The organism is Herbaspirillum sp. GW822-FHT03A08, from assembly GCF_058801885.1.
This window is the reverse complement of sequence record NZ_JBXANR010000011.1, coordinates 1-25,230: the sequence shown is the minus strand read 5'-3', so window position 1 is coordinate 25,230 and position 25,230 is coordinate 1. Positions and strand designations below refer to the sequence as shown.

Genomic DNA, 25,230 nt, shown 5'->3' with positions numbered 1-25,230 from the left:
CCAGATCTCAAGGTCTGGGGCTTTTTGCTGTGCGAGCAATATTCGCTGCCCCCTCTCATCACCCTCTCATCACCCTCCAGCATTCCTTTCCACATCACCCCGCATTCCCCTGCACTCTTCAACGCACTCTTCAACGCACTCTTCAACGCACTCTTCCTCTTCGCCGCTCTTCTTCGCGATAGACGTCTGCTCAATGCCGTTCCTCGCAATTTCGAATCACAGCGCGCAAGAGCTCTCGGTCTAACTCGCCTTACCTAAACGCATCAAGCGCAAACCCGCCACCATCGCCGTATACAGACGGGAATAGCGAAAAAATCTCTCTGCAAAATTTTCCAGATAAGCCTATTATCTGCAAACGCAATCGAGACGGAATCCAGTCTAAAAAACAGACTGACAATCCGCTACCGCCACATTCTCCGCAGTACTCTCGATCGCGCCAGGCAAGGATATTCGGATGGATTGACGTCTTCCCCGATGTTCTACCCAACAGGACGTCGGAGGAGTTAAAAGATGACAACCAGCTTTAACCTCAACGGTAAGCAAGTCACAGTCAAGGCGGAACCGGATACTCCGCTACTCTGGGTGATCCGCGATGAAATCGGTCTCACCGGCACCAAGTTCGGTTGTGGCATGGCCTTGTGCGGCGCCTGTACCGTGCAGTTGGACGGCGCTCCGATACGCTCTTGCCAAACGCCGGTATCGGCAGCTGCCGGCAAGAAGGTCGCGACAGTCGAGTCCCTCTCCAAAGACAACACCCATCCTTTGCAAAAAGCCTGGATCGCACATGACGTGCCGCAATGCGGCTATTGCCAGTCGGGACAACTGATGAGTGCGGCCGCTTTATTGCGCACCAACAAAAATCCATCGGATGCCGATATTGAAAACGCCATGAGCGGCAACATTTGCCGCTGCGGCACCTACAACCGTATCCGCGCCGCGATCAAGAGCGCCGCAGCGGAAATGCGGAAGGCCTGAGGAGACCATCATGACAACTACACGGCGCGATTTCCTCAAGGTCTCGGCAGTAGTCGGCGGCGGACTTACGCTGGGCGTCAGTTTGCCCGGTGCGGTGAGTGAAGCACAGGCGGCCGGCACACTCTACACGCCCAATGCCTGGGTGCACATTGCCGACAACAACACCATTACGCTGATATCTGCCCGTTCAGAAATGGGGCAGGGCGTCTACACCTCCATGCCGATGCTGATTGCTGAAGAACTGGACGTCGACATTCGCAAAGTGAAAGTCGAGATCGCACCGGTCGGCGACGTCTACATCAATTCGCTGCTAGGCGGCCAGCTCACCGGCGGTTCAACTTCGGTGCGCGAAGGATGGGAAAAGCTGCGCGTGGCCGGCGCTCAGGTGCGCACAATGCTGGTCAGTGCAGCCGCAGAAAAGTGGCAGATCAGTGCCGATAAATTAAGTGTCAGCAACGGCAAAGTCATCGGACCGGGAGGACGCAAGGCGACCTACGGCGAACTAGCGGAAGCAGCATCGAAACTGCCAGTTCCCAAGGACGTTGTCCTGAAGGATCCCAAAGATTTCAAAGTCATCGGCAAGGCCACCAGGCGTCTCGATACACCTCCCAAAGTTAATGGCACGGCGATCTACGGCATCGACGTCAAATTGCCCGGCATGGTGTACGCCTCGCTCGAGCAGTGTCCTGTCATTGGCGGCAAAGTTACCAGCTTCGACGCCAGCAAGGCCAAGGCCATGCCTGGTGTGATTGATGTCGTGCAGATTCGCGATGGCGTTGCGGTGGTCGCCGACAGCTATTGGCACGCCAAGAAAGCGCGCGAAGCGCTGACTATCACCTGGGATGAAGGCCCGGTCGCAAAGATCGACAATGCCTCCATGATGGAAGGTATCCGCAACGCCGGCGATGCGCCGACGCCGATCAAGAAAACCGGCGACGCCGACGCGGCGATGAAGACCGCCGCCAAGACCATGCAAGCCGAATACTGGTCGCCGCTGCTGGCGCACGCCACCATGGAGCCGCAGAACTTCACTGCAGATTACAAGGACGGAAAATGCCTGGTCATCGGCCCGGCGCAATTTCAGCAAGGCACCCAGGGTAATGTCGCGGCGGCGCTCGGACTTAAGCCGGGAGACGTCACCGTCAAAACAACCTTCCTCGGCGGCGGTTTCGGCCGGCGTCTGGAATACGATTTTGCAGTGCAGGCGGCAGAGATTTCCAAAGCCGTCGGCAAGCCCGTCAAATTGCTGTGGAGCCGGGAGGACGACACCACGCACGACTTCTACCGGCCGATGGCCTTCCACCGCATGGCGGCAGGATTGGACGCATCCGGCAAGCCGGTGGCACTGACCTTTCAATTGACTTCGCAATCGGTGACGCAGCGCGCCTTCGGCCTGCCCAAGGGGACACTGGACCCGTTCATGGCGGAAGCATCCGTGGTGGGCTACGACATTCCCAACATGACGCAGGAACTCATCGAACACGACAGCGGCTTGCGCGTCGGTTACTGGCGTTCGGTCAGCCACGCGCTCAATGCCTTCGCCAACGAAAGCTTCATCGATGAACTGGCTGCGGCTGCCGGCAAGGATCCTTATCAATATCGCCTGGCCTTGCTCGACAAACAGCCGCGCTACGCTAACGTACTCAAGATCGTTGCGACTAAAGCCGGTTGGGGCAAGCCGCTACCGGCAGGACATAGCCGCGGCATCGCCTTGATGGAAGGCTACGACACCTACATGGCGCAGGTCGCAGAAATATCGGTGAAGGACAACGAAATTACCGTGCATAAAATCTGGGTCGCCGCCGACCTGGGGCAAATGGTGAATCCCGACACCGTGGAAGCACAATTGCAGTCGAGCATCGCCTTCGGCCTGTCTTCCACACTCGGCGCCGAAATCACGCTTGATAAAGGCCGCGTGCAGCAGACCAACTTCCACGACTATCCGGTCATCCGCATGTCGCAGATGCCGCGCATTGACGTGACGCTGGTCAAGAGCAACGAGAAACCGGGCGGCATCGGCGAGCCGGCGACAGCCTTGGTCGGTCCAGCTGTGGCAAACGCCTTGTTTGCCGCTACCGGCAAACGTGTACGTAAAATTCCACTATCGCCGGACAACATCAAGTCGGCCTGATTGCAACGGGTAATATCACGGCACTCCCGTCCATGGCGGGAGTGCCGTTTTGATTTCTGCATCAGCAATCGAAAATGCAGAAATATTCACAGCGCATCATGAAAGATCACCCCAACCGTATAGCGACTGCCTGATCGCAAGCGGCTCACGCCGTGCCGCATCTTCACCCGATAGAAGCCGCGCGTGCCTCGCACGGGGCGTTCATTGACGGCAAACACGACAGCATCTCCCTTACGCAATGGCACCACTTCAGCGCGCGACTGCATGCGCGGCCGTTGCTCCGTCATGACAAATTCGCCGCCGCTGAAATCACGTCCCGGCTCCGACAGCAGGATAGCAATCTGCATCGGAAAGACGTGCTCGCCGTACAAATCCTGATGCAGACAGTTATAGTCGCCTGCCTGGTACTTGAGGATCAGCGGCGTCGGCTTTAATTGCCCGGACGCATGACAGCGCGCGATGAACTGTTCGTGTGCGGGAGGATAACGCACGTCGATGTCCATCGCTTCGTTCCAGCGATTGGCGAGCGGTGCCAGATGCGGGTAAAAGGCGTTGCGTAATTCGCCGATGATTTCCAGCAAGGGATAGCTGAAATACTTGTACTCGCCCTGGCCGAAACCATGGCGCTCCATCACCACGCGGCTGCGATAGATTTCATCGCGGGCATAGCGCGCAATCAGCGCATCGCATTCCTGCGGTGTGAGCAAAGCCGGGAAGCGGGCGCAGCCATATTGGTTCAGCTCGGCGCCGACTTCTTGCCAGTGCAGCGCATGCGCGCGTTGCGCAATGGTGTTGGAACGTTCCGCAACGGTATTCATCGATCATCCTTTCACATGTCAGCGCACAGTGTAGAAAGAAGATGCCACGGCAACACTCCGCCGCTTGCTTTTGAATCCGCCGGGATCGGCGACCCGCTGATCCGGCGTCAACGCATCATTACAGCATCTCTAGCGGTCGGCGTTTTTTCGGTGGCGGAAACGCCTTGTCAAGCTCGGCGAAATCGGCGGCGCTCAAGGCCAGATCCAGGCATGCGCGATTGTCTTGCACATGCTGCAAGGTGGATGCCTTGGGAATCGAGATCACGCCTGGGCGACGTAACGTCCACGCCAGTGCGACCTGTGCCGGCTTGACGCCGTGGCGCCTGGCGATGGTCGCCAGCGTCGGATCCTTGAGGATGCGCCCTTGTTCGATCGGCGAGTACGCCATGATGGCGACGTTCTGTTCAGTGCAGTACGGCTGCAGATCGAACTCGATGCCGCGTCGCGACAGGTTGTACAGAACCTGATTGACCTGCACGTGATGGCCGTTGTCTTGTTCCAGCAATTCGGCCATGTCGTCGTTGTCCAGATTGCTCACGCCCCAGGCGCCGATCTTGCCCTGATCGATCAGGGTTTCCATGGCCTCGATGGTGGCGGCGAACGGCGGCGTGCCGCGCCAGTGCAACAGATAGAGATCGATGCGATCAACCGCGAGACGTTTCAGACTGGATTCGCATGCCTTGATGGTGCCCTGGCGCGATGCATTGAACGGCAACACCTTGCTGACCAGATAGACCTGGTCGCGGCGACCGGCAATGGCTCTGCCGACAACTTTTTCGGCGCCCCCGTCGGCGTACATTTCAGCGGTATCGATCAGCGTCATGCCAAGTTCTATACCGTGCTGCAGAGCGCGGACTTCATCGGCGGCGCGCGCGGCCGATTCGCCCATGTTCCAGGTGCCTTGGCCAAGTACAGGCACGCGGTCGCCGTTGCTGAGAGTAATCGTGGGGATGGGATTCATGCGGAGTCCGTTATGCAAGATAGCGAGAACCTACAATGTAGCGCAGCTCGCGCCAATTTGCCGACGAGGAAATTTTTGACATTGCAGGTGCGCTATCATCTACACGCTGCAAAATTGTAACTGAACCGACACATTCATGAACTAAGATGAATCGCGCCGGCTCACTCTGGTAACTATGACCCATTGAATCATGTACCCATTCCGTCATCTGTCATTCTTCATATTGTTTGCGGGATTCGCAGCGAGCTTGCCAGCGCAGGCAGCCAATCCCGACGCGCTATGGCAGATCGTCAGCCAGCAATGCGTACCCGGCAGCGAGAAGACCGGGGATCCCAAGCCGTGCGCCATGGTCGACCGCGAGCGCGGCTTCATCATCCTCAAGGACATCGTCGGCGCAGCGCAGTACCTGCTGATTCCGACTGCGCGTTTGTCCGGCATCGAAAGCCGCGAGCTGCTGCAAGCCGATGCGCCGAACTACTGGCAATACGCCTGGGAGCAACGCCACCGCGTCGGCGAGGCGCTCGGCCGCCCGCTGGAACCGAGCCAGATCGGGCTTGAAGTGAATTCCGCGGCAGCACGCAGCCAGCTGCAACTGCACATCCACATCGACTGCATGCGCGCCGACTTGCCGCAGATGCTGTCGTCACATCGCCACGATCCGGTCGGGCAATGGATGCCGCTGGCGCTCGATGGCCACGTCTATTCCGTCATGCGTCTGAGCGGCGATGCCTTGCGCACACAGAATCCGTTCAAGCTGGCGGCGGCGCACAGCGCGCATGCTGCGTCGTCCATGGGTGCGCAATCGCTGCTGCTGACCGGCGGACGTTTTGACGGCGGCGACGAAGGCTTCTACCTGATCAACATGCCGGTCAACTTCGACAAAGGCGAGCATGGCAGCGCCGAGGTGCTGCTCGACCACAGCTGCGCCATTGCGAAGTAAGTTGCCACGCAACTTCCGGCTGGGCGGTCATCACACCTGCGCCATGCCGCCATCTACAAACATCTCGGCGCCGTTCATGTAGCTGCTGTCATCCGAGGCCAGGAACACCAGCGCCTTGGCGATTTCTTCCGGCTCGCCGACACGGCCCATCGGCACCTGGCTTGCCAGATAATCCAGCAGACCTTGCTGCTGCGCAGGATCACTACCGGCCAGTTCGACTAATCCCGTGGTGCGGATCGGGCCGGGGCTGATCACGTTCACGCGCACGCCGGCTTCTTTCAGGTCCAGCGTCCAGCTGCGCGCCAGATTGCGCACGGCGGCCTTGGTCGCGCTATAGATACTGAAGGCGGCAGTACCCATGGCGGTCGTGGTCGATCCGCTGAGGATCACCGACGCGCCGCGTGACAGCAGCGGCAATGCCTTTTGCACGGTGAAGACGACGGCTTTCACGTTGCGGTCGAAGGTTTCGTCAAAATGTTCTTCGGTGATCTGGCCGAGCGGCAGCATGTTGCCGCCGCCGGCGTTGGCAAACAGCACGTCGAGACGGCCAGCTTGTGTGCGGATGGCGTCGAACATGCGATCGAGGTCCGCCAGTTTGGTCGAGTCGGCTTGCACGCCGACGGCGTTGGCGCCGATTGCCTTGACCGCTGCATCCAGTTCCGCCTGACGGCGGCCGGTGACGAAAACCTTCGCGCCTTGCTCTGCGTAAGCCTTGGCGGTTGCCAGGCCGATACCGCTGGTGCCGCCGGTGACGAGGGCGATTTTGTTGTCCAGTTTCTTGCTCATTTCGTTCTCCTGAGGAGTGGTTAAGGTGTAGAAGAACGATATAACTATTCAATTGGTGAATAAATATGCTATTTATTAAATAATAATTTCTATATGTGAATAATTAAAATGCGACCAAGCCGCTGAAAGCCGAAAAGGAAGACCAATGGATCAACTACTCGCCCTGCGCGTCTTCGTGCGCATCGCCGAAGCCGGCACTTTCACCAAAGCGTCCGATTCGCTCGATATCCCCAAGCCGACCGTCACCAAACTGATTCAGGAGCTGGAAAGCCATCTCGGCACCAAGCTGCTGCAACGGACCACGCGCCGCGTCACCGTTACGCCGGAAGGCGCCGCTTACTACCAGCGCGCGCTGCGTCTGATCGGCGAGCTGGAAGACATGGACGCCGCCGCCGGCCGTGCCCGGGCGCAACCCAAAGGGCGTTTGCGCATCGACATCGGCTCGTCGCTCGCCAGTCTGATTCTGATCCCGGCGCTGCCGGAATTTCGCAAGCGCTATCCCGACATCCAGCTCGACCTCGGCGTCAGCGACCGCTCAGTGGACATGGTCGGCGACGCCGTCGATTGCGTCATTCGCGGCGGCGCCTTGCAGGATTCGACGCTGGTGGCGCGCCGCATTGCCGAACTGGATTACGTCACCTGCGCGACGCCGGCCTATCTGAAAGCGCGCGGCAAGCCCAAAGATCCGTCCGAGTTGGCGTCGGCGCACGACATCGTGGGATATTTTTCATCGCTGACAGGGAGACCGTTTCCATTATTGTTCGCACGCGAGGGGGAGACGTTGGAAGTGCAGGCGCCGACGTCCGTCGCCATCAACGAAAGCACCGCCCACATGACGGCGCTGCTGTCAGGCCTCGGCATCGGCCAGACCTTCGGTTTCATGGCGCGTCCGTACATTCAGCAAAAGATGCTCGTGCCGGTGCTGCAGGACTGGCATCGCGACAAGCACCCGCTCTACATCGTCTATCCGCCCAACCGTCATCTCAGCGCCAAGCTGCGCGTGTTTGTGGATTGGGCGGCGGAGGTGTTTGCGAAGTGGAGTTCAACCTGAATCAACGGATGCCGCACTGATATGCCTAGCGCACCACCGGTTTCTTTCCCGGTCGTGCATTGGGCGCATGCAACTGCGTTTTCATGCGCCTGGCCATCGCGGATGGATCAATGCAACCGCCGGTCGCCCAGCTTTCAATCAGCGTTTTGCGCATCATGCGCAGGTCCTGGCGCTGAGTCTGCAAGGCCGCAATCATCTTGTCCATCTCGCGCAGCCGTTCGTCGACGCTCTGCAAGGTTCCATCGTCAGGACCGGCCGGCGTCGCCTCGAAAAAGATGCGGATGCTGTCCAGTGGAAAACCCAGGCTTTGCGCAATGCGAATCACATAGACGCGCTGCACATCGATCTCCGAATAGCTGCGGTAGCCGTTGCGGCCGCGCTCCGGTGACGGCAGCAGGCCGCTGCGTTCATAGAAGCGGATGGCCGACGCCGTCAGCCCGGTTTGTTCTGCGAGTTCACTGATTTTCATGAGATGTTTTGACCGCTTGACCTTCAACCTGACTTCAAGCTTAGTATCCCTGTGTCCCGGCGTCCAGCGGTATTCCGCGCGGCGCTCAACACTGAAAGGAAAATCATGGCGAACGGCGAACTGGTATTGGTCACAGGCGGCTCCGGATTCATCGGTGCGCATTGCATCGTGCAATTGCTGGAGGCGGGGTATCGCGTGCGCACCACCTTGCGTTCGCTCTCTCGCGAGAGTGAAGTACGCGCGATGCTGAAAGCCGGCGGCGTGCAATCCGACGCCTGCCTGAGCTTCGTTGCTGCCGATCTGCTCAAGGATGCCGGCTGGGCAGATGCTGTAGCCGGATGCGATTTCGTGTTGCATGTTGCCTCGCCGTTTCCCGCCAGCGTGCCGAAGCACGAAGATGACCTGATCCTGCCCGCGCGCGAAGGTACGCTGCGGGTGCTCCGTGCGGCACGCGACGCCGGCGTCAGGCGCGTAGTGCTGACCTCGTCCTTTGCCGCCGTCGGCTATGGCGTGCCGGTCACGTCGCAGCCCTTCACCGAAGAGAGCTGGACCAATCCCGACGCCCCGCAAGTGGCCGCTTATTACAAATCCAAGACCCTGGCCGAACGCGCCGCCTGGGATTTCATCGGGCGTGAAGGCGGCGCACTGGAGCTGTCGGTGGTCAACCCGGTCGGTGTGTTCGGGCCGGCCTTGGGTGCCGATGTTTCCACGTCGATCGAAATCATCCGGCGCCTGATGGATGGGGCCATGCCCGGTCTGCCGCGCATCACCTTCAGCATCGTCGACGTGCGCGATGTCGCACAGTTGCATCTGCTGGCGATGACCGACCCGGCGGCAAAGGGGCAGCGCTTCCTTGCCGTTGCCGGAAAGAGCATTCCCTTGCAAGAAGTCGCACTGATGTTGAAAGCGCATATGGGCAAGGCCGCCGCGCGCGTGCCGACGCGCTTGCTGCCGGACTGGCTGTTGCGCGTGTTTGCGTTGCTGGATCGCTCGGTGGCGCTGGTGGTGCCGGAGTTGGGCAAGGTGCGCCAGGTCAGCAACGACAAGGCGCGACGCATGTTGGGATGGACGCCGCGCTCGAACGAAGAAGCCATCATCGCGAGTGCGCAGAGCCTGATGGCACTGGGTCTGCTTAAAAAGCAGCAGGCATAATATCTCTCAGCGAGAAAAGCGCTTGCGATAGTCGCGCGGCGACACGCCGAGGTTGCGTTGGAAGGTAACCCGCATTCTTTCTTCATCGCCAAAGCCGCACTTGCCGGCGACCTGGTCGATGTTGTGATGTGAATCCTCCAGCAGACGCCGCGCTGCTTCCAGGCGAAAAATCTCGACGGCCTTGGCTGGTGTGCGGCCGGTTTCCTGTTTGTAGGCACGGGCGAAATTGCGTGGACTCATGCGCACGCGTTCGGCCAGCGCTTCAACGGTGAGATTCTTGTTGCCGAGATTGCTGCCGATCCAGGTGTGCAATTCGTCGAATGCTGAACTGCCCTGCGCCTGCGATTGCAGCAATTCGCTGAACTGGGCCTGACCGCCGGGACGCTTGAGGAACACCACCATCTCGCGCGCCGCCTCCATCGCCACTTCGCGCCCGCAATCCTGCTCCACCAGCGCCAGCGCAAGGTCAATGCCGGCGCTGACGCCTGCGGATGTCCACAGGCTATCCTGCCGCACGAAGATGGCGTCGCGGTCAATGTCGATTGCGGGAAAGCGTTCCATCAGCATGTCGCACATCGCCCAGTGTGTCGCTGCACGCTTACCGTCCAGCAAGCCCGCTTGCGCCAGCAAGAAGGTGCCGCTGCATACCGACGCCGTGCGCGGCACAGTCGAAGACGCCTGCTGCAACCAGGTAATCAGCGTCGCGCAATCCTCCAGCACCTGCACGATATGCGGCGAGCCGGGCACCACGATGGTGTCGATGTCGGCCAGATCGAAGTCGTCCATACGCGCCGTATCGATGGCGGCGCCTTCCGCCGTTTGCATCAGCCCGCCGGCCAGACTGGCGATATGGCGGAGGTAACCGGGCAGGCCGCGCTTTTCCATGGCCTTGGATGCCGCCCAGAACACCGTTTGCGGCCCGGTCGCATCGAGCAGGCCCATGTCCGGATAGGCGACAAACAGGACCTGGCGCGGCTGGATGCGATTTGGCAGAAATTCAGGGTTATGTGTCATTTCCGCGAAATTCTTTCACACTTAGGATGGCAAGGTCAATGCAAGGTTAATGCAGCCCGGCGCGCATTGCCGCTGCGGGACGTCCACGTTGAGCATGTCATCTCCGCCTGCCTCACGGGTGAAAAATCTAAAGCGAATTGTTTAAAGGGTAAGTATGAAAATCGTTGTTATCGGCGGCACCGGCCTGATCGGCTCCAAACTCGTCAATCTGCTTCGCCAGCGCGGCCATGAAGTCCTTGCGGCATCGCCGGCGTCCGGCGTCAATGCAGTGACCGGCGAAGGCCTGGCCGCAGCGCTGGCCGGCGCGCAAGTCGTGGTGGATGTCGCCAACTCGCCTTCTTTTGAAGACAAGGCCGTGCTGGAGTTCTTTGAAAAATCCGGTCGCAACTTGCTCGCTGCCGAAGCCGTCGCCGGCGTGCAGCATCACGTCGCCCTGTCGGTGGTCGGCACCGACCGCCTGCTCGACAGCGGTTATTTCCGCGGCAAGATGGCGCAAGAGACTCTGATCAAGGCCGGCGGTATTCCGTACACGATTGTGCACTCCACGCAGTTCTTCGAGTTCCTCGGCGGGATTGCGCAATCGGGCGCTGATGGCGACACCGTGCGTTTGTCGCCGGCGCAGGTGCAGCCGATTTCATCCGATGATGTCGCTGCCGCCATGGCGGACTACTCCTTGGCCGCGCCGGTCAACGGTACCGTCGAAATCGCCGGTCCCGAGTGCTTCAGCCTGGCCGCGCTGGTGCAACGCTATCTGAGCAATCTCGGCGATGCACGCGCCGTTGCCGCCGCTCCTGAAGCGCTGTATTTCGGCGTCAAGCTCGACGACAAGTCGCTTATGCCCGGTGACAAGGCGCGTCTGGGAGCGGTGACCTTCGCCACCTGGTTCAGCCAGTTGAAGAAGCCGGCGTGACGGTCCGGCCATGATGCAGAGTTACCTCATGGCGGCGCGGGCACGACGCATTCCTCCGACGCTGTGGCTGCCGCTGGGTTTCAACATCCTCTTCCTGAGCATGAACGGCGTGTTCATGCTGATTGCGCCCAAGACGTGGTACGAGGTCATCCCCGGTGTAAATGAGACAGGGTTCTTCAACCAGCATTTCGTGCGTGACATCGGCATCGTGCAGTTGTTTCTCGGTGCGGCATTTGTCGTGGGCGCCGTGCGTCCGGCGCAGCGGCCGGCCTTGTGGGCGGCCGCGACGGTCTGGCTGATCGCGCATGCTGCTTTCCACGTGTGGGAAGTCGCCGCCGGCATTTGCGCGCCGTTTGCACTGCTAAGGGATTTCGCGGCGGTCAGCCTGCCGGCGCTGATCGGCGTGACCCTCGCTGCCTGGGCTTTCCTCAATCGTACAGAAGCATAGATGGACAGATGCACAAGCGGTAAGTGAACAGTAAGACTCCCTGTCGGATCATCGTGTCGCAATATTTTTTTTCAACACGATGCATCCGATCCGGGAGTCTTCATGCGGCACTACCAGTCCTTCTTCAACATCCTCGTCCTCGGCGTTGCAGCAAGCTGCGCTTCCTTTGCGCATGCGCAAGATGTCATCGGCAACATCGACGCCAATGCCGATAGCCAGGCCGATTTTCAAGCTGATTCTCAAGCTGGCGCAACAACATGGGGTCTCGGCCTGGGCGTCGGTATTCAGCGCAGCCCGTATCGCGATTACGGCAACAAGACTTCTGCACTGCCTATCCTGCTTTACAACAGCAAGCATTTCCGCGTCGCGGGCACGACAGCAGACTTCAAACTGGGCACGGCAAGCCAGTTCGATTTTTCGCTGCGCGCCAAATATTCCAACGACGGCTACAAGTCCGGCGACGCCAGCAGCCTCAACGGTATGGATGAGCGCAAGGACGGCTTCTGGCTGGGCGGCGCAGCTGCCTGGCGCGCACCATTCGCCAGGTTCACGCTGGAGTGGCTCAAGGCCGCCGGCAACAGCGACGGCCAGACCATCAAGCTGGGCGCCGAGCGCGGCTTCACCGTCGGCCGCGTCAAGCTGACGCCGCATCTGGGTGTGACCTGGATGAACAACGACTACGTCAATTACTACTATGGCGTAAAGTCGACGGAAGTGCGCTCGACGCGCGCGGCCTATACCGGCAAGTCGACCACCAATACCAGTGTAGGATTACGCACCGACTACAGCCTGACCAAGGCGCAATCGATGTTCCTTGACCTGAGCGTGACCCATTACGGCAGCGGCATCACCGACAGTCCGCTGGTGGACCGTTCCACAGCGCCGGGATTGCGACTGGGCTATATCTACAAATTCTAGGCTCCGAGGTTGTCATGAATCGCATCGCGCTGTTGGAAGATCATGAACGGATGGCAGCGTTGATCGTGAAAGCGCTGGCCGCATCCGGCATCGAGACCGACGTCTACGCCACCATCGCGCACGCGGCCGATGGTTGCGCACAAATGGCGTATCCGGTCCTGGTGCTGGATCGCAGCCTGCCCGATGGCGATGGCCTGGATCTGGTGCGGCAACTGCGCGCGCGCGGCGTGCTTACTCCCTGTCTGATGCTGACGGCGCGTGATGCCTTGCATGACCGTGTGGCCGGGCTGGAAGCCGGCGCCGACGACTATCTGCCCAAGCCTTTTTCCATGGAAGAGATGGTCGCGCGCGTGCGGGCGCTGATGCGGCGGCCCTCGCAGTTGCAAAGTCTCTCTCCCGAATTCGCCGGTCTGTGCATAGAGCCGGACGCCGGCTGCATGCGCCACGGCGATGAATCGGTGTCGCTGGCCGCCGCCGAGATGCAATTGATGCTGGTGCTGGTGCGCGCGACCGGCAAGACGGTGCGGCGCTCCGCGCTGGAAGCGGCGGCATGGGGATTGTCCGAACCGGTCACGCCGAACGCGCTGGATGTCGCATTGCATCGTCTGCGCCGCAAACTCGCCGCCATCGATTCCACGCTACAGATCGCCAACATCCGCGGCCACGGCTATGCTCTGGTGGATGCGGAAAAGCAAACGCAAGTCCCATCATGAAAAGCCTGTCCTTTCGCTTACTGACCACTGCCGCGATCGTGCTGACGTGCATCAGCGGCATCATCGTGCTGGCGCTTGCCCTGCTGCTGCGCTGGGGGCCGGACATGCTGGTCAACCTCGAACTCAGCCGCAATGCCGAACGCATCGTCGGCAGCCTGCATTTCAACGCCGCCGGCATGCCAGACAGCGTGCAGTTGAATCAAAAGATGACGGCGGTCTATGGCGTGCTCCAGCAGGATGCGGCGTACCGCGTACTCGACCAGCACGGCGCAGTGCTGATGTCATCCGACAGCGGTGCGACTGCTTACGTGCCGCAGGGCGAAGACTTCAATCCGGGGCGCAGCCGCTTCGGGATGATCGGCGGAGCCGGCATGCTGCAAGTGATCACCGTGCCGTTCACGCATGAAGACCGGCAGTTCTACGTGCAGCTGATGCGCAGCGAGCGCATGCATCGGGTCATGATCGGCAGCGATAGCGAAAAGACGCAAAAGATCGTCATCGCCGCCGCCATCATCGCCATGTTGATGTTCAGCCTGATCGTAGTGTGGACGCTGCATCGCGCGCTGAAGCCGCTGCGCAAGGCGTCGGCGGCGGCAGAGCAGATTCAGGTCGACAATCTGTCGGCGCGGCTGTCACTGGAGGGCGTGCCCAGTGAACTCGCGCCCTTGTTTAACGCCTTCAATCTGGCGCTGCAACGGCTCGACGACGGCTACCGCGTGCAACGCGAATTTCTCGCCACGGCCGCGCATGAGCTGAAGACGCCGCTGGCGCTGATTCGCGGCCAGATCGAACTGGAGGGCGGCAGCGGCGACGGGCAAGATCGCCACGCCTTGTTGCGCGATCTCGACCACATGGCGCGTCAGGTGCATCAGCTGCTGCATCTGGCTGAAGCCAGCGAGCGCCAGAATTACGCGATGGAAGACATCGACGTCAAGGACGTCGCCGCCGAAGCGGCCGCGCAACTCGAACGTCTCGCCCTGCGACGCGACGTGCATGTCGTCGGCATCGCCAATGATGAGCCGGTCATGGTCGCCGCCGATCGCGGCGCCTTGTTTGTCCTGCTGCGCAACCTTATCGAAAATGCCATTCATCATGCGCCGCCCGGCAGCGCCGTCGACATTGACATCAACCGGCAAGGCATCACGGTGAGAGACCATGGCGAGGGCATTGCCGCCGAGTCCATGCCGATGCTGTTCAAACGATTCTGGCGCGGCGAGCACCGGCGCGATGAAGGAGCGGGCCTGGGTTTGTCGATCTGCGAAGAAATCGCGCGGACCCATGGTTGGACGCTCCGGGCGGAAAACACGGTGCCCGGCGCGCGCTTTCAGGTCACATTCGCCCCGAAATGAGCCGTCGGCGAGGGATTTTGTTTGCTATTTAGGCAATTTTCCCGCAATGCGGAAAGTTGCCGCCAAGGTATCTGCTTTACTACAGACACGCGCCGTGCTTTTCTATATCATCCCGCCTTTGCAAAAATACGGCAGGGATAAGCATGTCAGACGCTTGCGGCGTGGATTTCGGAACGTCCAATTCCACGATGGGATGGAGCAGGCAGGGGCAACCTTCCTTGCTGGCGCTCGAAGATGGCAAGATGACCTTACCTTCGGTGGTCTTCTTCAACGCCGATGAAAACGAATTCAGCTACGGCCGCGCCGCGCTGTCGACCTATCTGTCCGGCTACGAAGGCCGCCTGATGCGTTCGCTCAAGAGCCTGCTCGGCTCCGGCATGATCGACGGCCAGACCGAAGTCGGCGGCCGCGCGTTGCCGTTTCGCGCACTCCTGACGCAATTCATCGGTGAACTCAAACAACGCGGTGAACGCTCCGCCGGCCGCCGCTTCGACAGCGTGGTGCTCGGCCGTCCCGTGCATTTTGTCGACGACAATGCCGACGCCGATCAGCTGGCGCAAGACACGCTCGAAGAGATCGCGCGCGCCGTCGGCTTCAAGCACATCGACTTCCAGTATGAACCGATCGCTGCGGCGTTCGACTATGAATCCACCATCGCCCGCGAAGAGCTGGTGCTCATCGCCGACATCGGCGGGGGTACTTCCGACTTTTCGCTGGTGCGCTTGTCGCCCGAGCGGGCGAAGAAATCCGAACGCCGCGACGACATCCTCGCCAACGGCGGTGTGCACATCGGCGGCACCGACTTCGACAAATACCTCAGCCTGGCCAGCGTCATGCCGCTGCTCGGCCTGGGCAGCAAGCTCACCAGCAACAGCGAAGTGCCGTCCGGTTATTACTTCAACCTCGCGACCTGGCATACCATCAACCTGATCTATACCCGCAAGTCCTGGCAGCAATTGCAGGACGTCTATCGCGAAGTCAGCGAGCGCGAGAAGTTCGCGCGCCTGCTGGATCTGGTCGAACAACGCGCCGGCCACTGGCTGGCGCTGCAAGTGGAAGCGGCCAAGATCGGTTTGTCCGCAGGCGAGTCGGTGACGCTTGAACTCGATCGTCTGCGTCCGCCGGAATCGCTGCAATTGCAGCGCGCCGATTTCGACGCCAGCATCGATCATCTGGTGGAGTCGGTGGAGCAAACCGTCGGCAAACTGCTGAGCGACGCCGGCATCAAAGCCGATGCGATTGATTCAGTGTTCTTCACCGGCGGCTCCAGCGGCGTGCATCTGCTGCGTCGGCGGATTGCTGCACTGGTGCCGAATGCGCGGCAGGTCGAAGGCGACTTGTTCGGCAGCATCGGCTCAGGTCTGGCGCTAGATGCCGTGCGGAAATTTTCTTGATTCTCGCTGACCCGTAAAAAACACGCCGTCGTCCCAGCGCACGCTGGGATTCAGCGTCGTTCATCATTTCAAGCCTCCTCCGATACTCTCAACGTCACTGGATCCTGACTTTCGTCAGAACGGCGGAGCGTGAGACGACTGTTGTAGCGAGGTGCTTCCCTGTAAATCACGTTGTGATTCGCCATGACTGCTGGCATCATCGCAACAAATAAATCTCAGGGGAAAGCTGTGGTGCGTCGTCTCTTCGCAAAACACGGAGCGCGCTGGTTGCTGGCGCTGGTATTGACGCTGGTGGCAGGCGCGCAGGTGATGGGTTACCTGCCCGGCTTGCTGACCGACCGCATCGATCTGTTCTTCTACGACATGCGCATGCGCATCGCCAAGGTCGAGACCGACCCGCGCATCGTCATCGTCGACATTGACGAAAAGAGCATCGGCGAAATCGGCCGCTGGCCATGGAGCCGCGACGTCGTCGCCGCGCTGATCAGCAAGATGACCGACAGCTACGAAGCGCAGACCGTCGCCTTCGACGTCCTGTTCGCCGAACCCGACAACAGCTCCGGCTACGCCACCCTCGAAAGCCTGGCCCACAGCGAACTGAAATCGCTGCCGCAATTCGGCCAGCAATTGCAGGCGCTCAAGCCCAAACTGGATTTCGACGCACGGATGGCCGCAGCCATCAACGGCCGTCCGGTGGTGATGGGCTATAACCTCTCCAACGAACCGGACGCCATCGCCAAGGGCGAGCTGCCCAAGCCGGTCTTTACCACCGCCGCGCTGGGCGGCCGCCGTCTCGACGTCACAAAATGGAAAGCCTACGGCGCCAACCTGCCGCAGTTGCAGCAGGCGGCCGAAGCAGGCGGCTTCTTCAATCCTCTGCTCGACAGCGACGGCCTGATCCGCCGGGTGCCGCTGATCGCGCAGGTCGGCGACAACTTCTATGAATCGCTGGCGCTGGCAAGCGCGCGCTCGGCGCTCGGCGCCACGCGCATGAAGCCGATCTTCCTGCAGCAAGATGCCGTGATGTCGGAGCAGCAGCTGCGCGATTACGGCGCGCTGGAATCGATTGCGCTTGATACCAAACCGCGCCCGACGTTCATCCCGGTCGAGCGTCACCTGACCACGCTGGTGACCTATCGCGGCCGTGGCGGCATTCACGGCGGCGCATTCCGCTATGTGCCGGCAGTGGACATCCTCAAGGGACGCATTCCCAAAAACGATCTGGCCGGCCGCATCCTGCTGGTCGGCACCACCGTGCCTGGCCTGTACGACTTGCGGGCCACGCCGGTGAGTCCGAACTATCCCGGCGTGGAAATTCACGCCAACATCATCGCCTCCATCCTCGATGGCGACTTCAAGCAGCAGCCGGAATTTTCGGTCGGCTTCAACGTCGTGCAGATCGCCGTGATCGGTCTGCTGCTGGGTTTGCTGTTGCCTTTGCTTGGTCCGCTGTGGGCCATCGTATTGGCGGCCGGTACGGCGTTCGGCATCGGCGCCTTCAACTTCTGGCTGTATGACAGCGGCGGCCTGGTGTTGCCGATGGCCACCGCCTTGATCCTGATCGCCGCGCTGTTCATCTGCAATCTGGGCTGGGGCTATCTGTTCGAGTACCGCAACCGCCGCGCCATCGTCAACCTGTTCGGCGAATACGTGGCGCCCGAACTGGTCGCCGAAATGGCCGCCAATCCCGCCAGTTACAACATGGAAGGCGAGAGCCGCGAACTGACCGTGATGTTCTCCGACGTGCGCGGCTTCACCACGATTTCGGAAGGCCTGCAGCCCAACGAATTGCGCGAGTACATCAACGCTTACCTGACCGCCATGTCGGAAGACATCCGCGGCAACCGCGGCACGCTCGACAAGTACATCGGCGACGCCGTCATGGCGTTCTGGGGGGCACCGATCGAGTTGCCCGACCACGCCGCGCGCGCGGTGACGACGGCGCTGAAGATGCAGCAAAGCTGCGTCGTACTCAATGCAGAGTTCGCCAAGCGCAACTGGCCGCCGCTGAAGATCGGCATTGGTCTCAACACCGGCAACATGCGCGTGGGCGACATGGGCTCCAAAATCCGCAAGGCGTACACAGTGATGGGAGATGCCGTCAATCTGTCGTCGCGTCTGGAATCGATCACCAAGGTCTACGGCGTCGGCGTGCTGGTTGGCGTGGCTACGCGCGACGCAGCGCCGGAGTTCGCCTATCGCGAACTCGACAGCGTACGCGTCAAGGGCAAGAACGAGCCGGTGCCGATTTTCGAACCGCTCGGACTGGCGTCGGAACTGACGCCGACGCAACGCGAGCAACTCGACAAATGGACCGCGGCGCTCGCCTTCGTGCGTCAGCAACAATGGGATCAGGCAGAGCAAATCATCCTTGCTTTGCAGCAAGAAAATGCACACGGTTTATACGATCTCTACTTGCAACGCATCGCCTATTTCCGCGAGCATCCCTTGCCGGCGGATTGGGATGGCGTGACCACCTTCGAGACCAAATAACAACAAAACGATAACCGCTGCAGTGCCCGACAGACAAGACTTTCACGATTTTATTTCTACATGGAAATGATAATGACAGGCCGTTGTCAGTTAAGCGAAAACGCATACACGTTATTGCGGATTTTTGTCGACAGGCAATAGGCTCTCTATCTATACTCGCAAGTATGTCGCGCTGTTCGGGGTGGGTGGCGCGGGCACGGCGGTTGTCGTCGCAATATCGTCTGCATCGTAGGTAATTCGCATTAAGAAGAACAAGAAGTCTGCGAAATCGATGCAGCGCCTGCGGCGATGCTAATTGCCGTCGTACAACAAACTCTCCGAAGAATAAACAAGGCCGGAAATCCCGCGATGATCGTGTGCTTCCGGCTGTCGTTGCGGGTTTAGCATTTATAAGCTGCGGCAGTTCTGCATGGGCAAAATTCAGGCGGCACGCAGTGGCAGTAAGCAGCAAAGCCGGACGCATCCAGCATGCGGCGGCAAAAGAGGGTAGGGAATTCATCATAAATCGAGACGATGTCGTGTCAGTCGGCCAGTGTAGGCCTGCGTCTGAAGACTATCGTCCTGAGAAAGAACGAAAAAATGAAACAACGTTTTCTGCAATGTGTATTGGGGATGACATTGACAGCCGTGGCCGTGAGCGCGCTCGCCGCCGACGACAGCTTCAATATCGTGCGCTTCCAGATCGAAGGCAACACGCTGCTGTCTGCGGATGAAGTGCAGCGTCTGGTGGCGCCGATGGTTGGCCCCGGCCGTGTTTATGGCGATGTGCAGAAAGCGCTGGAAGCGCTCGAAGGTGCATATCAGAAAGCCGGCTACAGCGCAGTGCAGGTCTACGTACCCGAGCAGGAACTCACCAGCGGTGTGGTCAAGATCCTGGTGACTGAAAGCACCGTCGGCAAGATCACTGTCAGCGACAACAAATATTTCAGCGAAGAAAATATTCGTACCAGTGTGCCGCAATTGCAAAGCGGAAAATCTCCCAATCTGCGTGACATTTCGCAGGCGGTGCAACTGAGCAACGACAATCCCGCCAAACAGATCAATGTGGCGCTGAGCGTGAGCGAAGAAGACAGCGACAAGGTCGATGCCGACATCAAGGTGGTGGATTACGATCCGCTTCGCATCTTCCTGACCCTGGACAACACCGGCGCCGCCGCGACCGGCAACTGGCGCACAGGTGTGGCGATCCAGCATGCGAACCTGTTCGGCCGCGACCAGGTCGGCACGCTCGCCTACACGACTTCGCCGGACAGCCCGCACGGCGTCAAGGTGGATTTGTATTCGCTCGGTTATCGCATTCCGTTGTACAGCCTCGGCGATAGCATCGATTTCATCTACGGTAAATCCAGCGTCAATTCGCCGGGATCGTCGCCGACTCTGGGCGGCGTGCTCGGCTTCACCGGCAAGGGCGATGTTTACGGCTTGCGCTGGAATCACTTCTTCGCCCGAGAGGGCGAGAACACCAGCAAGCTGGTATTCGGTTTCGACTACAAGAAGATCGATTCGCGCTGCAACGTCAACGGTGTCGAGTTCAGCATCGCGCCGCCGACACCGCCGGTTGCATCCTGCGTACCCTACACCACCGCGCCGATCAGCGTCACATACAGCGGCCAGTCGCGCAGCGCCACGCAGAACATTGACTACAGCATCGGCATCGCCCGCAACTGGGGAACCGGTACGTCGTACACCAACCCGGATCTGAACAATTTCTCCGCCCCGGGCCGTACCGATCGCTATTCCTATCTGACGCCAGGCAGCCGTAACACCGTCGACGATTTCATCATCTTGCGCGGCGGCGCGTCCATCTTTAAGGCGTTCGCCAACGACTGGCAGATGCGCATTGCCGGCACCGCGCAATATGCCAAAGATCCGCTGGTTTCGGCAGAACAATTCGGCCTGGCCGGTTCCACCGCAGTGCGAGGCTTTACCGAGCGCGCGGTCGCTGCCGACAGCGGCGTGATCATCAACGCCGAAGTCTATACGCCGGAACTGGCGACCAAAGGCAATTTGCGGCTGCTGGCTTTCTATGACATCGGTCGTGGCTACAACAACAACGTCGGCACGACCGGCATCCCTTCCAGCACGACGGTGGCGAGTATCGGCTTTGGCGCGCGCTATGCGCTGGGGCGTGATTTCAACGTCAAACTGGACGTGGCGCGCGTCGCGATATCAGGCACATCGATCACAGAAAAACGTGGTGATCTGAACGCGCACGTCAGTGCGACACTGGGATTCTGAAATGACACATACGACGGATCACAACCGGTCAATCCCAGCACGTACGCCCCAAGACGCCGCACGCATCGAACTGCTGCCGCCGTCCTTCACGATGCGTGCAGGCAATCGCCGGCTGACGATGAGCTGGCGTCCCCGCAAGCAGGTTCCGGTATTGCTGGCAGGTTTGCTGCGGCGCTCATGGCGCGCGATGTTCGGCAAGACCTTGCGCATGTCGATGACGGCAGCGGCCATCTGCGGTGCGTGGAATGTCCCGGCCATGGCCGCGGGTATTGCCGACAATGCGCTGCCGACAGGATGGAATGTTGTCAGCGGCTCAGCCAGCTTTGCCCAAGTCGGCAACACGCTCAACATCAATCAAAGCAGCGCGCAAGCCATCACCAACTTCAGCAGTTTCAATATCGGCAAGGATGCCACGGTCAACATCTCGCAACCGAACTCGGCAGCCAACTTCCTGGCGCGGGTGAACACCGGCTCCGACCCGTCGCAGATTTACGGCCTGCTTAAGGCCAACGGCGGCGTCACGCTGATCAATCAGAACGGCATCCTGATCGGACCGGGCGGCAAGGTCGACGTCGCCCGCTTCATCGCCAGCACGCTGGACATCAGCGATAGCAATTTTCTTGCGGGCCGCATGACGTTCAACCGGGCAAATGTTCCGGGCACGGTGGAGAATCAGGGCGAGATCAAGAGCGCCACCGGCGGCAGCGTCTATCTGATCGGCGCCAACGTCATCAACGGCGGCGTGATCAACAGTCCGAACGGCGAAATTCTGCTGGCGGCAGGTCAGAGCGTGCAACTGGTCGACACCGCCACACCGGGTGTCTCGGTCAATGTCACCGGCAGCGCCGGCAAGGTCACCAACCTCGGCACCATCAGTGCGGAAGCGGGCCGCATCGGCATTGCTGCGGGCCTGATCAACAACAGCGGCAACATCAACGCCAGCAGCGTGGTGAGCGAAGGGGGGCGTATCTTCCTGCGCGCTTCGCAAAACCTGACGACGACGGCGACATCGAAGATCACCGCGGATGGCGCCACCAAGGGCGGCAGCGTGGTGCTGTATTCGGATGGCGCAGCGTATCTCGACGGCGACATCTCGGCACGCGGTGCAGCAGGCCAAGGCGGTTTTATCGAAACATCGGGCCTGAAATCGCTGGACGTGGTTAAGATGCCCGACGTCGGCACTGGCGGCGAATGGCTCATCGACCCCTACGACCTGACCGTCATCGCCAGCGGCGTATACGGTGTCAGCAACAGCGGCAACGTGATTACATCGACCGCCGGCGGCGCGACGATTGAAGCCGGCACCATTGTCAGCCAGCTCAATCTCGGCAACAGCGTCACGCTGACGACCGGCACGGGCGGCCCGGCGAATGGCGGCAACATTGCCGTCAACGCGGCGATCAACAAGACAGGCGGCTCGGCTGCCAGCCTGACGCTCAATGCGAACAACAGCATTGCCATCAATGCCGACATCACCAGCAGCAGCGCAACGCTGGGTTTGAATCTCAATAGCAATCTCAGCGGCATAACCGGTGACCATACGGTACAGGTCAATGGCGCAACCATCATGCTTAACGGCGGCATCCTGAATGTCAGTGACGGCAGCGGGAACAGCGGCAATGGCAATATCGCCATCAACAGCGGCGCCACGATTAACTTGAATCAAGACGGTACGCTGTATGCCGGCACGCTCACAGTCTCCAGTGGCGGTTCGCTGACGAGCGTCTATAACGCCGGCGTGACTCTGCTTGGGAATCTGAACAATAGCGGCACCATCAACCTCGCGAACTCCCACATTACCGCCGGCGATAAAATCAACAACGCCGGACAGTTCACAACGGCTAACGTCTCAATCAATACGGTCAATGGCTTCGTCAACTCTTTGGGAGCGGTAGCCAATCTGAACTATATGAGCAATTTCCAAACCGGCAGCTTCACCAATGCCGGCACGGTATTTGCCAACGGCAACAGCGGTGCCGTCACATTCGAGAGCGGTTTCGTCAATTCCGGGGTGATGAATCTCCAAGCGACGGTCATGAGCAACGGTTCTGCCACCAATGCAGTGGGCGGTATCCTGAACTTGGGCACCGGCGGTGTGGTAACAAGGCTCCAGGGGAGCGGGGATTGGAACAACAGCGGCACGATGACGGTCCTCGGTTCGGTCAATGCGGTCCAGATCGACGGTAGTCTGAACAATACGGGCACGATATTGGTGTCGGGCAGTGTAAACAGCCTCACCGCAGGGACCTTGACCAACGCAGGAACACTAACCATCGCTGCCGACAATTCCGTCACCGGCAACACGATCACCAATACCGGCGTCATCAGCATGACCGACGCCACCATGACCTTCGGCACGTTCACGAATGATATCGGCGGCAATCTGTCGGGCACCGGCGCGATCACCTCCAACGGACAATTCACCAATAATGGCGTCATTTCGCCAGGTGGTGACGGCACGGTAGGCCAGTTGGGCATCAACGGCAATTTTACGCAGAGCGCGACCGGCGTACTGAACATCGATGTCGCCAGCGCTTCCAGCTATGACACCTTCTATCTCAATGCGCCGACCACGGTGCAACTCGGCGGTACGCTGCAGAGCAAGTTACTGGGCAGTTATGTACCAGCACTGAACGCGCGTCTGGCTCCGATCGTCCTTACGAATAGCAATGCCGGTTCCAGTTATTTCCGTCATGTGCTTGGCAACGTGATCGGTAGTGGTGACAACCTGCAAATGCTCAAGGTCGACTACACAGGTACGTTGGCACTGGTCATGAGCGGCTCGGAGACGTTGACCTATTCCGGCAATTCAGACAGTCACTGGGGTAACGCGCAGAGCTGGAATGGCGGCGTCTTGCCGACCGCAATCGATAACGTGATTGTGGCTGAGGGATCGACACTGTCGCAGGCATCCGGCGACGGAGTGGACATTGTCAAGAGCATCACCTTGAATAATGGCGCCCGTTTATCCATCAGTAGCGGCAATACGGTCAATGTCGGCAACATCAGCTCCATAGGCTATGGCACCGTTATCGTCAGCGGTGTCGCCACAGAAGGAGAGGGCGAAGGCTTCAGTGGATTCAGTTATACCGGTGGCGGGACCACTGCGGCCAACGCCGGCGTGCTGAACGTGTCCGGTAGTGCGCGCATCAGCAATCTGTCGTTGTCCAACGGAGGTATCGTCAACGGCGGCAGTAGTTCTGTACTGAACGTGACCGACGATTTCTCGCAAACCGGCGGGAGCATTATCAACAGCAGCGGTACGGTAGCACTGAGCAGTAGTACCGGCGATCTGATGGTAGGTAACATTACGGCGCGCAACCTGGCGCTGGAGTCGCAGACCGGCGGCATCGGACAGCAGGACTCCGCGCTGCACGTTACGGGGCAGTTGCTGACTTCGTCCGTCACCGGCACCTCGCTGACGTCCGGCTTCAACCGCATCGCGGCGTTCGCCGGCAATAATCGCGGTTCAGGCAACATCATGCTGGTCAACAACCTTGAAACCGCGGATACCCCGGTGGTTAAAATCAACGGTGTCACCAACGCCAACGGCAACATCAACATCGTCAACACCGGCGGTGCAATCACTGCTGCCATAGGCAGCGACGCAGACTTCCTGGGATCACTACCGAGCGAGACCGGTGCGCAGATTTCCGCTGCGACGCGCCTCGCCACGCTGGGCATCGTCACCGACGGCAGCATCAGGGTGGCTGGTGCGGGAAGCAGTCTGAACCTGGAAACGCATAGCCCGCTGACTATCGGCGCCGGTGGCGTCAGTGCTACAGGCAACATTAATCTGACGGCAGGCAACAGCGGTTCACCGCTTGATAACCTGGTCATCAACGGCGCGGTGACATCTGCCGCCGGCAACGTCACTCTGTTTGCCGGCAACAACATGTCAGTCAATGCAAATATCTCCACCTCGGCGCCGGGACGGGCGCTCTTCACGGTGGTGAATGGGACGGTAAGCTATGCGCCTGGGGTCAGCATCACCGATGCGAACGGCACAAGCATTCCTGTTGCGGCCATCGTCAATCAAGTTATTACGCCTGCGCTTGCTCCGATTGTCCAGCCGTCGGTTGCACAGATCGTGACCAGCACCATCAAGGTGACGACGGCGGGACAGAATATTCCGGTTCCACCGGTCTTCACGGCCAGCACCAATCCGGTCTCGACGCCGTCGGCTACGCAGACCATCGGCGGCACGGCAGGCACCTTCGGCGGTGACGACACGCCTGCCGGCAATGCGAACGCGCCGAAGAAGCCGTTGCCGGTGTGCACCTGATGCCGCGAGGAAAAACGATAATGAAACACGCCATCCACACGGGATATCGCGGTATGAATCAGATGATGAGCAAGGGCTGGCGCCTGCTGGCGCTGATGCTGTTGTTGGGCTGGGGTAGCCTGGCCTGTGCACAGGTGGTCGGCACGGTCACCAACTTGTCGGGCGTACTGACGGCGCGTCACCCT

20 protein-coding genes are annotated in these 25,230 nt (G+C 60.0%); 15 read left to right on the top strand and 5 right to left on the bottom strand.

Going from position 1 to position 25,230, the window contains the following annotated elements:
• From AC1RN6_RS23920 to AC1RN6_RS23910, 3 genes are all read left to right on the top strand, one after another.
• Positions 1 to 258 (top strand): hypothetical protein (locus AC1RN6_RS23920; protein WP_493007972.1); only part of this gene is annotated, 258 nt, incomplete at its 5' end.
• Positions 259 to 510: 252 nt separating this feature from the next.
• A complete protein-coding gene (locus tag AC1RN6_RS23915; protein WP_265215951.1) occupies positions 511 to 975 on the top strand; it encodes a (2Fe-2S)-binding protein in 465 nt (154 codons plus the stop codon).
• 10 nt (positions 976 to 985) lie between these two features.
• Positions 986 to 3,106, top strand: a complete 2,121-nt coding sequence (locus AC1RN6_RS23910) for a xanthine dehydrogenase family protein molybdopterin-binding subunit (RefSeq protein ID WP_493007971.1) — start codon at positions 986 to 988, stop codon at positions 3,104 to 3,106.
• An 86-nt stretch (positions 3,107 to 3,192) separates the two neighbouring features.
• Here AC1RN6_RS23910 and AC1RN6_RS23905 read toward each other — a convergent pair whose 3' ends face one another.
• The gene (locus AC1RN6_RS23905) at positions 3,193 to 3,924 is read right to left on the bottom strand and encodes a 2OG-Fe(II) oxygenase (RefSeq protein WP_493007970.1); all 732 of its coding nucleotides are present in this window, start codon (positions 3,922 to 3,924) and stop codon (positions 3,193 to 3,195) included.
• Positions 3,925 to 4,042: 118 nt separating this feature from the next.
• Entirely contained in the window at positions 4,043 to 4,885 is an 843-nt protein-coding gene (locus tag AC1RN6_RS23900) for an aldo/keto reductase (RefSeq protein WP_493007969.1), read from the bottom strand.
• A gap of 247 nt (positions 4,886 to 5,132) precedes the next feature.
• On the opposite strand from AC1RN6_RS23900, the gene AC1RN6_RS23895 reads away from it, so the two are divergent.
• Positions 5,133 to 5,825 carry a CDP-diacylglycerol diphosphatase gene (locus AC1RN6_RS23895; RefSeq protein ID WP_493007968.1) on the top strand — a complete coding sequence of 231 codons (693 nt, stop codon included), beginning with the start codon at positions 5,133 to 5,135 and terminating at the stop codon, positions 5,823 to 5,825.
• Positions 5,826 to 5,855: 30 nt separating this feature from the next.
• Here AC1RN6_RS23895 and AC1RN6_RS23890 read toward each other — a convergent pair whose 3' ends face one another.
• The gene (locus AC1RN6_RS23890) at positions 5,856 to 6,611 is read right to left on the bottom strand and encodes an SDR family oxidoreductase (RefSeq protein ID WP_493007967.1); all 756 of its coding nucleotides are present in this window, start codon (positions 6,609 to 6,611) and stop codon (positions 5,856 to 5,858) included.
• Positions 6,612 to 6,756: 145 nt separating this feature from the next.
• On the opposite strand from AC1RN6_RS23890, the gene AC1RN6_RS23885 reads away from it, so the two are divergent.
• Positions 6,757 to 7,662, top strand: coding sequence for a LysR family transcriptional regulator (locus AC1RN6_RS23885; RefSeq protein WP_493007966.1), 906 nt, complete (start codon positions 6,757 to 6,759; stop codon positions 7,660 to 7,662).
• A gap of 25 nt (positions 7,663 to 7,687) precedes the next feature.
• Here the strand turns inward: AC1RN6_RS23885 and AC1RN6_RS23880 are convergent, their stop codons facing one another.
• Positions 7,688 to 8,131, bottom strand: a complete 444-nt coding sequence (locus AC1RN6_RS23880) for a MerR family transcriptional regulator (protein ID WP_493007965.1) — start codon at positions 8,129 to 8,131, stop codon at positions 7,688 to 7,690.
• A 105-nt stretch (positions 8,132 to 8,236) separates the two neighbouring features.
• Here AC1RN6_RS23880 and AC1RN6_RS23875 point away from each other — a divergent pair, with 105 nt between their 5' ends.
• Positions 8,237 to 9,283 (top strand): SDR family oxidoreductase, encoded by a 1,047-nt coding sequence (locus AC1RN6_RS23875; protein ID WP_493007964.1) that lies wholly within the window; start codon positions 8,237 to 8,239, stop codon positions 9,281 to 9,283.
• A 6-nt stretch (positions 9,284 to 9,289) separates the two neighbouring features.
• On the opposite strand, the gene AC1RN6_RS23870 is transcribed toward AC1RN6_RS23875, so the two are convergent.
• On the bottom strand, positions 9,290 to 10,297 hold the full coding sequence (locus AC1RN6_RS23870; RefSeq protein WP_493007963.1) for a GlxA family transcriptional regulator: 1,008 nt from the start codon (positions 10,295 to 10,297) through the stop codon (positions 9,290 to 9,292).
• Positions 10,298 to 10,451: 154 nt separating this feature from the next.
• Between AC1RN6_RS23870 and AC1RN6_RS23865 the strand changes: the two genes are divergently transcribed.
• From AC1RN6_RS23865 to AC1RN6_RS23825, 9 genes are all read left to right on the top strand, one after another.
• Positions 10,452 to 11,207 carry an SDR family oxidoreductase gene (locus tag AC1RN6_RS23865; protein ID WP_493007962.1) on the top strand — a complete coding sequence of 252 codons (756 nt, stop codon included), beginning with the start codon at positions 10,452 to 10,454 and terminating at the stop codon, positions 11,205 to 11,207.
• Positions 11,208 to 11,217: 10 nt separating this feature from the next.
• Positions 11,218 to 11,655, top strand: coding sequence for a hypothetical protein (locus AC1RN6_RS23860; RefSeq protein WP_493007961.1), 438 nt, complete (start codon positions 11,218 to 11,220; stop codon positions 11,653 to 11,655).
• A gap of 102 nt (positions 11,656 to 11,757) precedes the next feature.
• On the top strand, positions 11,758 to 12,573 hold the full coding sequence (locus tag AC1RN6_RS23855; protein ID WP_493007960.1) for a MipA/OmpV family protein: 816 nt from the start codon (positions 11,758 to 11,760) through the stop codon (positions 12,571 to 12,573).
• A 14-nt stretch (positions 12,574 to 12,587) separates the two neighbouring features.
• Positions 12,588 to 13,286 (top strand): response regulator transcription factor, encoded by a 699-nt coding sequence (locus tag AC1RN6_RS23850; RefSeq protein ID WP_493007959.1) that lies wholly within the window; start codon positions 12,588 to 12,590, stop codon positions 13,284 to 13,286.
• Positions 13,283 to 14,635: a sensor histidine kinase gene (locus AC1RN6_RS23845; protein WP_493007958.1), complete on the top strand. Its 1,353-nt coding sequence runs from the start codon at positions 13,283 to 13,285 to the stop codon at positions 14,633 to 14,635. The genes AC1RN6_RS23850 and AC1RN6_RS23845 overlap by 4 nt, the downstream gene beginning before the upstream one ends.
• 143 nt (positions 14,636 to 14,778) lie before the next feature.
• The gene (locus AC1RN6_RS23840; RefSeq protein WP_493007957.1) at positions 14,779 to 16,029 is read left to right on the top strand and encodes an Hsp70 family protein; all 1,251 of its coding nucleotides are present in this window, start codon (positions 14,779 to 14,781) and stop codon (positions 16,027 to 16,029) included.
• 228 nt (positions 16,030 to 16,257) lie between these two features.
• The gene (locus AC1RN6_RS23835; RefSeq protein ID WP_493007956.1) at positions 16,258 to 18,522 is read left to right on the top strand and encodes a CHASE2 domain-containing protein; all 2,265 of its coding nucleotides are present in this window, start codon (positions 16,258 to 16,260) and stop codon (positions 18,520 to 18,522) included.
• A gap of 612 nt (positions 18,523 to 19,134) precedes the next feature.
• Entirely contained in the window at positions 19,135 to 20,760 is a 1,626-nt protein-coding gene (locus AC1RN6_RS23830; RefSeq protein ID WP_493007973.1) for a ShlB/FhaC/HecB family hemolysin secretion/activation protein, read from the top strand.
• A 1-nt stretch (position 20,761) separates the two neighbouring features.
• The gene (locus AC1RN6_RS23825) at positions 20,762 to 25,045 is read left to right on the top strand and encodes a beta strand repeat-containing protein (RefSeq protein ID WP_493007955.1); all 4,284 of its coding nucleotides are present in this window, start codon (positions 20,762 to 20,764) and stop codon (positions 25,043 to 25,045) included.
• Positions 25,046 to 25,230 lie beyond the last annotated feature (185 nt).

Coding starts and splice junctions, on each gene's coding strand:
- AC1RN6_RS23915 (WP_265215951.1), top strand. CDS start 511: ATGACAACCAGCTTTAACCTCAACGGTAAGCAAGTCACAGTCAAGGCG.
- AC1RN6_RS23910 (WP_493007971.1), top strand. CDS start 986: ATGACAACTACACGGCGCGATTTCCTCAAGGTCTCGGCAGTAGTCGGC.
- AC1RN6_RS23905 (WP_493007970.1), bottom strand. CDS start 3,924: ATGAATACCGTTGCGGAACGTTCCAACACCATTGCGCAACGCGCGCAT.
- AC1RN6_RS23900 (WP_493007969.1), bottom strand. CDS start 4,885: ATGAATCCCATCCCCACGATTACTCTCAGCAACGGCGACCGCGTGCCT.
- AC1RN6_RS23890 (WP_493007967.1), bottom strand. CDS start 6,611: ATGAGCAAGAAACTGGACAACAAAATCGCCCTCGTCACCGGCGGCACC.
- AC1RN6_RS23885 (WP_493007966.1), top strand. CDS start 6,757: ATGGATCAACTACTCGCCCTGCGCGTCTTCGTGCGCATCGCCGAAGCC.
- AC1RN6_RS23880 (WP_493007965.1), bottom strand. CDS start 8,131: ATGAAAATCAGTGAACTCGCAGAACAAACCGGGCTGACGGCGTCGGCC.
- AC1RN6_RS23875 (WP_493007964.1), top strand. CDS start 8,237: ATGGCGAACGGCGAACTGGTATTGGTCACAGGCGGCTCCGGATTCATC.
- AC1RN6_RS23870 (WP_493007963.1), bottom strand. CDS start 10,297: ATGACACATAACCCTGAATTTCTGCCAAATCGCATCCAGCCGCGCCAG.
- AC1RN6_RS23865 (WP_493007962.1), top strand. CDS start 10,452: ATGAAAATCGTTGTTATCGGCGGCACCGGCCTGATCGGCTCCAAACTC.
- AC1RN6_RS23860 (WP_493007961.1), top strand. CDS start 11,218: ATGATGCAGAGTTACCTCATGGCGGCGCGGGCACGACGCATTCCTCCG.
- AC1RN6_RS23855 (WP_493007960.1), top strand. CDS start 11,758: ATGCGGCACTACCAGTCCTTCTTCAACATCCTCGTCCTCGGCGTTGCA.
- AC1RN6_RS23850 (WP_493007959.1), top strand. CDS start 12,588: ATGAATCGCATCGCGCTGTTGGAAGATCATGAACGGATGGCAGCGTTG.
- AC1RN6_RS23845 (WP_493007958.1), top strand. CDS start 13,283: ATGAAAAGCCTGTCCTTTCGCTTACTGACCACTGCCGCGATCGTGCTG.
- AC1RN6_RS23840 (WP_493007957.1), top strand. CDS start 14,779: ATGTCAGACGCTTGCGGCGTGGATTTCGGAACGTCCAATTCCACGATG.
- AC1RN6_RS23830 (WP_493007973.1), top strand. CDS start 19,135: ATGACATTGACAGCCGTGGCCGTGAGCGCGCTCGCCGCCGACGACAGC.
- AC1RN6_RS23825 (WP_493007955.1), top strand. CDS start 20,762: ATGACACATACGACGGATCACAACCGGTCAATCCCAGCACGTACGCCC.